This window comes from Parasediminibacterium schistidii, from assembly GCF_046546515.1.
Taxonomy (GTDB): domain Bacteria; phylum Bacteroidota; class Bacteroidia; order Chitinophagales; family Chitinophagaceae; genus Parasediminibacterium.
Genome location: NZ_JBKHKJ010000067.1, coordinates 1 through 5,568, shown reverse-complemented (window position 1 = coordinate 5,568; position 5,568 = coordinate 1). Strand labels below are relative to the sequence as shown.

Annotated in this window: 6 protein-coding genes; all 6 read left to right on the top strand. The window is 37.7% G+C overall.

Going from position 1 to position 5,568, the window contains the following annotated elements; translation table 11 throughout:
- Nucleotides 1–1,057 precede the first annotated feature (1,057 nt).
- Entirely contained in the window at nt 1,058–1,504 is a 447-nt protein-coding gene (gene rplK, locus ACHFIY_RS18990) for a 50S ribosomal protein L11 (RefSeq protein WP_410847709.1), read from the top strand.
- Between the two features lie 26 nt (nt 1,505–1,530).
- Nucleotides 1,531–2,226 (top strand): 50S ribosomal protein L1, encoded by a 696-nt coding sequence (gene rplA, locus ACHFIY_RS18985; protein WP_489685652.1) that lies wholly within the window; start codon nt 1,531–1,533, stop codon nt 2,224–2,226.
- Between the two features lie 52 nt (nt 2,227–2,278).
- Nucleotides 2,279–2,809 carry a 50S ribosomal protein L10 gene (rplJ, locus tag ACHFIY_RS18980; RefSeq protein ID WP_410847708.1) on the top strand — a complete coding sequence of 177 codons (531 nt, stop codon included), beginning with the start codon at nt 2,279–2,281 and terminating at the stop codon, nt 2,807–2,809.
- Between the two features lie 183 nt (nt 2,810–2,992).
- Nucleotides 2,993–3,370, top strand: coding sequence for a 50S ribosomal protein L7/L12 (rplL, locus tag ACHFIY_RS18975; RefSeq protein ID WP_410847707.1), 378 nt, complete (start codon nt 2,993–2,995; stop codon nt 3,368–3,370).
- Nucleotides 3,371–3,842: 472 nt separating this feature from the next.
- Complete coding sequence (locus ACHFIY_RS18970) at nt 3,843–4,664, top strand: alpha/beta fold hydrolase (protein WP_410847706.1); 822 nt, start codon at nt 3,843–3,845, stop codon at nt 4,662–4,664.
- A 217-nt stretch (nt 4,665–4,881) separates the two neighbouring features.
- The gene (locus ACHFIY_RS18965) at nt 4,882–5,484 is read left to right on the top strand and encodes a 2'-5' RNA ligase family protein (protein WP_410847705.1); all 603 of its coding nucleotides are present in this window, start codon (nt 4,882–4,884) and stop codon (nt 5,482–5,484) included.
- Nucleotides 5,485–5,568 lie beyond the last annotated feature (84 nt).

Below are 5,568 nucleotides of genomic sequence, written 5' to 3'. Positions count from 1 at the left end.
CTTATCCATTTCTCAAAATTAATTAATTCGCAGAAATAACCCTTCAGGTTGCTAAAGTAAGTACGTAACATAATTTCATTTTGTCATGCTAGACTTTTTTTGGCCTTTATGGTGCATAAAAGTCTCACGATAAGCAACGGATATTTAGCTAGAAATAAACAATTTATATGGAAATTAGTGCTATTCGTGCATTTGTAGCAAATTGTTCTATAAAAGTCTCCCTACAAGCAACTGGTATTTAGCTAAAAATAACCAAGTAATATACAAAATTAGTGCTATTTGTGCATTAGTGGCTACTTGGTTGTATAGGAGTTTTTCACTTGGGCTGCCTTTTTTGATTTGTCTTGAAACATGCCCTAATTTATAAAAACCTTATCTTTGTACTATAAATGCACTTGATACAAAGCATTTACAAAGCTAGTGTCTCGCAGCAGTATCATAGTTCTTTTTTTACTAATATTAAAATAGTAGTTTTTTAAAATTTGGGTATTATAATTCCTTATCAATAAATTATCACTTTGTAATCATAAAATGATTAGTTCATTATCAGTTTCTTATCAATAAATAATTAATAAATGATAGTAAATTATCATAAAATAACACGTTTTTTTCTACTAAAAATTCGCTAATGTTATTGATAATCAATCGTTTGCAAAAATTGTGAGGATTTTTAAAAAAAATCAGAAGCAGCAAAAAAGACTTAAAATTGGCAAAACTGAAACTATTTTAATAAAAAACCCTGTAAATTTGATATTATAAAATTATGTAAGTTTTATCATTTTGCCCTCCACCTTCTTGCCCCCCTTTCCCATGGGAGAACTTGCTGCGGCCTTTCAGGATAAATGAGGCAGTTTGGAAGCGGGTTTTGCTACGGTGATTTTTTTACGAAAAAGCAAAAAACTTTTATGCACAGGCCTTTGCAGCAAAAAAATATTTCTCCACATCTACAATAATCCCCTACTTTTGCGCTCCCAAAAGTTCTTTCTATAAAAAGAATGATTGATTCTTGGGAGTTTTGGCATTTGCCAAAACGCTATTACCAATTAAATCGTAAACAATGGCAAAAGAAATCTCAACCTACGTTAAGTTGCAGGCAAAGGGAGGACAGGCTAATCCTGCTCCACCAATTGGCCCAGCACTTGGCTCGAAAGGTGTGAACATCATGGAGTTCTGCAAGCAATTCAATGCTAGGACTCAAGACAAGCTGGGAAAAATAGTACCAGTATTAATTACAGTATATACTGACAAATCTTTCGATTTTGTAGTAAAAACTGCCCCCGCCTCCATACAATTGTTAGAAGCTGCCGGCATTAAAGAAGGCAGCAAAGAACCTAATCGTGTAAAGGTTGGTAAAGTAACTTGGGCACAAGTAGAAGCTATCGCTAAAGACAAAATGCCTGACCTTAACTGCTTTACATTGGATAGTGCCATGAAAATGGTTGCTGGTACAGCACGCAGCATGGGCGTTACTATTGACGGAACAGCTCCTTGGGTAAAAAATTAATCATCCACCTTTAAATCATTCAAATTATGTCATTGACTAAAAAAAGAAAGGTTGCTAACGCAAAGGTGGATAAGACTAAACTTTATTCCCTGCAAAGCGCCACATCATTGGTAAAAGAAATCAACTGTACGAAATTCGACAGTTCTGTGGACATACATCTTCGCTTAGGTGTTGACCCTAAAAAAGCAGACCAGCAAGTGCGTGGTACTGTAACACTGCCTCACGGCACTGGTAAAACAAAGAAAGTATTGGTACTTTGTACCCCTGACAAAGAAGCGGCTGCTAAAGAAGCAGGTGCCGATTTTGTAGGCTTAGATGAGTTTATCGCTAAAATTGAAAGCGGCTGGACAGATGTAGATGTTATTGTAGCTACGCCATCGGTAATGCCTAAAATTGGTAAACTTGGTAAAATACTAGGTCCCCGCAACTTGATGCCTAACCCTAAAACAGGTACTGTAACAAACGATGTTGCGGCTGCTGTAAACGAGGTAAAAGGCGGTAAAATTGCTTTTAAAGTAGATAAAGCTGGCATTGTTCACGCTTCTATAGGACGTGTTTCGTTTGCCCCACAAAAATTAGCTGAAAATAGTGCTGAATTTATCAATGCAATCATTAAGCTGAAACCTGCTACTTCAAAAGGCACTTACTTGAAAGCTGCTAGCTTAGCATCTTCCATGAGTCCAGGCATTACATTGGATGTAAAATTATTATCATCAAACTAATCCTGGCGATTCCAGCAATGGAAGATGACCCGGGTTTTAAAAAAAATTAGTTATGACAAAAGAACAAAAAAACGAAGTAATTGAGGCACTTAAAGAAAAGTTCACTCAATACAACAACTTTTATATTACCAATACAGAATCGCTTACAGTTGCACAAACAGGCAAACTGCGCAGGATTTGTTTCAACAAGAATGTAGAATTGAAGGTGGCTAAAAACACCTTGATTAAAAAAGCGTTGGAAGGTCTAGATGCTGAAAAGTATGCTGGCATTTTCGATAGCCTACACAATGTTACTGCTTTGATGTTTGCTGAAAATGCAAAAGAACCAGCGTTGATTATTTCTTCTTTCCGCACAGAGAACAAAAGCGAAAAACCTGTATTGAAAGCAGCTTATGTTGACGGTGCTGTATTTGTAGGCAACGACCAATTAGATGCACTGAAAACATTGAAAGGCAAGCAAGAATTGCTTGGCGAAATCATTGGCTTGTTGCAATCTCCTGCCAAGAATGTTATCAGCGGCTTGAACGCTGGCAGCAAACTAGCTGGTTTGTTGAAAGCTTTAGAAGAAAGGGAAGTAGCTTAGTTAATTAGGAATTGAGAATTAAGAATTAGGAATTTTATATTTTCTTACTTACGACTTATTACTTACTACTCACAACTTAATATTCCCAGGCCTGAGGGAGTAATAATTAAAGGCAAATTTTTTTAAACAATCCGTCGGAGTTACCTATAAAAGTAGCAATGAAGACGGAAAAAATGTACAACTATGGCAGATTTGAAAGTGTTCGCAGAACAACTAGTAAGCTTAACCGTTAAAGAAGTAAACGAGTTAGCTAAAATTTTGAAAGATGAGTATGGCATTGAGCCTGCTGCTGCAGCCGTTGCTGTATCTGCTGGTCCTGCTGCTGCCGCCGTTGCTGTAGTAGAAGAAAAAACTGCTTTTGACGTTATTTTGAAAGCAGCTGGCCCTAACAAACTTCAAATTGTTAAAATTGTGAAAGAATTGACTGGCTTAGGCTTGAAAGAAGCAAAAGACCTAGTTGATGCTGCTCCAAAACCAATTAAAGAAGGTGCTGCTAAAGCAGAAGCTGACGAAATTGCAGCTAAATTGAAAGAAGCTGGTGCTGAGGTAGAAATTGCTTAATTAAACATATTCTACATACAATTCAATTTCAAAGCCCTGGGAAATCTCCCGGGGCTTTTTTTATTCCTCATTTTTTATATGTACATAAAGTATTGTATAATAAAAACAATTTTAACACCAGCAAATACCAACATCCATTTGGCTCTACCTAAAACTATGTATGTTACTACTCAGCAGCCCTAACTATCCCCATTAATCCGTAGAATCTGAATAAGTTAAACCCGGGTTTTGCAGTTGACTTCGTTATGAGAGGCACAAATGCTTGTGTTTGAAGTAGTTGGGGCTTGCAATAGATTTCAACTGCAAAATCTGGATTAAATAATACTTTAGTACCAAAATGCCATAGGCTTATGCTGACAGGAGTAAATGGGAAAACTAATTTTGTTAACCTTACCCCCTTCACCACTTGAGTTAGGGGTGGCGTATTTTAAATTGCCTAAATCTAATACCTTTAAACCCTAATATTCTTGCTATGGGCAACAAACATGCATTAGTCACAAAAAACAACATTACTATAAAAGGGAATGGCAGCAAGGTCTTGTTCCTGGTTCATGGCTTTGGTTGCGACCAAACCATGTGGCGGTATATTGTCCCTGCTTTTGAAAAAGATTGTACCATCGTAATGATAGACTTGATGGGGTTTGGCCAGTCGGATGAGATTGCCTATACTTTTGATAAATACAATTCACTAGAAAGCCATACAGACGACATTGTTGCCATTTGCGATACATATGCATTTGCCGATATTACCATTATCGGGTATTCTATAGGGGCTATGATTGCCATGGGCGCAACCTTTAAAAGACCACATATTTTTAAGCAATTAATCCTGCTTTCTGGTTCGCCACGGTATATGAATGATGAAAGCGGCAATGGGCAGGGATATTTAGGCGGCCTTTCAGAGGCTTCAATTGATGAGCTGTTAACCATGATGGATGCCAACTACCTTGGCTGGGCATCCTCTATAGTTCCGGCTATTCTTGGCAACCAAAAAGGGAACGAAGTAATTATAGAGGAACTAACCAACAGCATTTGCCGCAGTAACCCTAAAATAGCTAAGCAATTTGCCAGGCTTACATTTACATGCGATTATAGGGACAGCCTTAATAAAGTAGTAGTGCCAACGCTTATTTTGCAATCAGCTGACGACATGATTGCCCCACTTGCCGTTGGCAACTACCTGCATAGTCGTATTCCCGGCAGCACAATGGCTGTTTTAGACACTATTGGCCATTGCCCGCATTTGCTAGTACCAGAAAAAATAGTAGCTGAAATGGAAGCGTTTATGAATTAATTGCAAATAGCCACAAAGGCACAAAAACACGAAGAAGCACAAAAAAAGAAGTTTAATAGGCGTTCTGTAACATAAGAGTCCTGTCATTTTTCTTAGTGCCAATTTGAGACATTGTGTCTTTGTGACCATATTTATGGAGAGAAAAAATTAAATTTTACCGTTTACTAAAAAATATAGTATTTTTATACTAAAATAATTACGTATTAAAATTTAGTTCATGGAAACAGCCCCTAATAGCTTATATGCCACTAGCCGTTTGGTTCATTTTGATGAACCACTGTTTGAGTACCTACTTGTAGCAACGCCTGAAAAGCATATTTACCAGCAGGTGATGGTGGAAAAACAATTGTTTGCCGATACCTACAAAGAGCAAATAGCCATTAAAACAAAACCCCACATTACGGGTTCCCGTTTTTTTGCCAAGGAGGCCATGGAAGCCACTATAATCCGATGGATGGGCAGAGCCATTGGGATGCAGCAAAAATTCATCGTGGCACTTAATAATTATAGCGGCTTTCCGCCACACTCCATATATATAAGGATACAAGAACACCAGCCTTTTAAGCAACTAGCCACTGCATTAGAACCTATTGACCAATATGTACGCAGCAACGATTGCCCACCCATGCGTTTAATAAGGCATCCTCACCTAACTATTGCCCGAAAGCTGTCAACCCAGGTTTTTGAAAAAGCTATACGCAACTATGCTGAAAAAACATTTGAAGCCAGCTTTGAAGTGCAGGAGCTGGTTTTGCTGCGCCGCAAGGATCAGTTTGACACCTGTAAGCAAATATGCAGCTTTCATTTAAACCAAGCATAAAGAAATAATGATAAACCATTCCGTTAATGAATACATCTTGGTAATACAACCACACGAGGATTTGTATGATAAAATAATAGGCAT

What these genes read in the sequence shown, in the direction of transcription:
- rplK (WP_410847709.1), top strand. Translation starts at nt 1,058, where the DNA reads ATGGCAAAAGAAATCTCAACCTACGTTAAGTTGCAGGCAAAGGGAGGA.
- rplJ (WP_410847708.1), top strand. Translation starts at nt 2,279, where the DNA reads ATGACAAAAGAACAAAAAAACGAAGTAATTGAGGCACTTAAAGAAAAG.
- rplA (WP_489685652.1), top strand. Translation starts at nt 1,531, where the DNA reads ATGTCATTGACTAAAAAAAGAAAGGTTGCTAACGCAAAGGTGGATAAG.
- ACHFIY_RS18965 (WP_410847705.1), top strand. Translation starts at nt 4,882, where the DNA reads ATGGAAACAGCCCCTAATAGCTTATATGCCACTAGCCGTTTGGTTCAT.
- rplL (WP_410847707.1), top strand. Translation starts at nt 2,993, where the DNA reads ATGGCAGATTTGAAAGTGTTCGCAGAACAACTAGTAAGCTTAACCGTT.
- ACHFIY_RS18970 (WP_410847706.1), top strand. Translation starts at nt 3,843, where the DNA reads ATGGGCAACAAACATGCATTAGTCACAAAAAACAACATTACTATAAAA.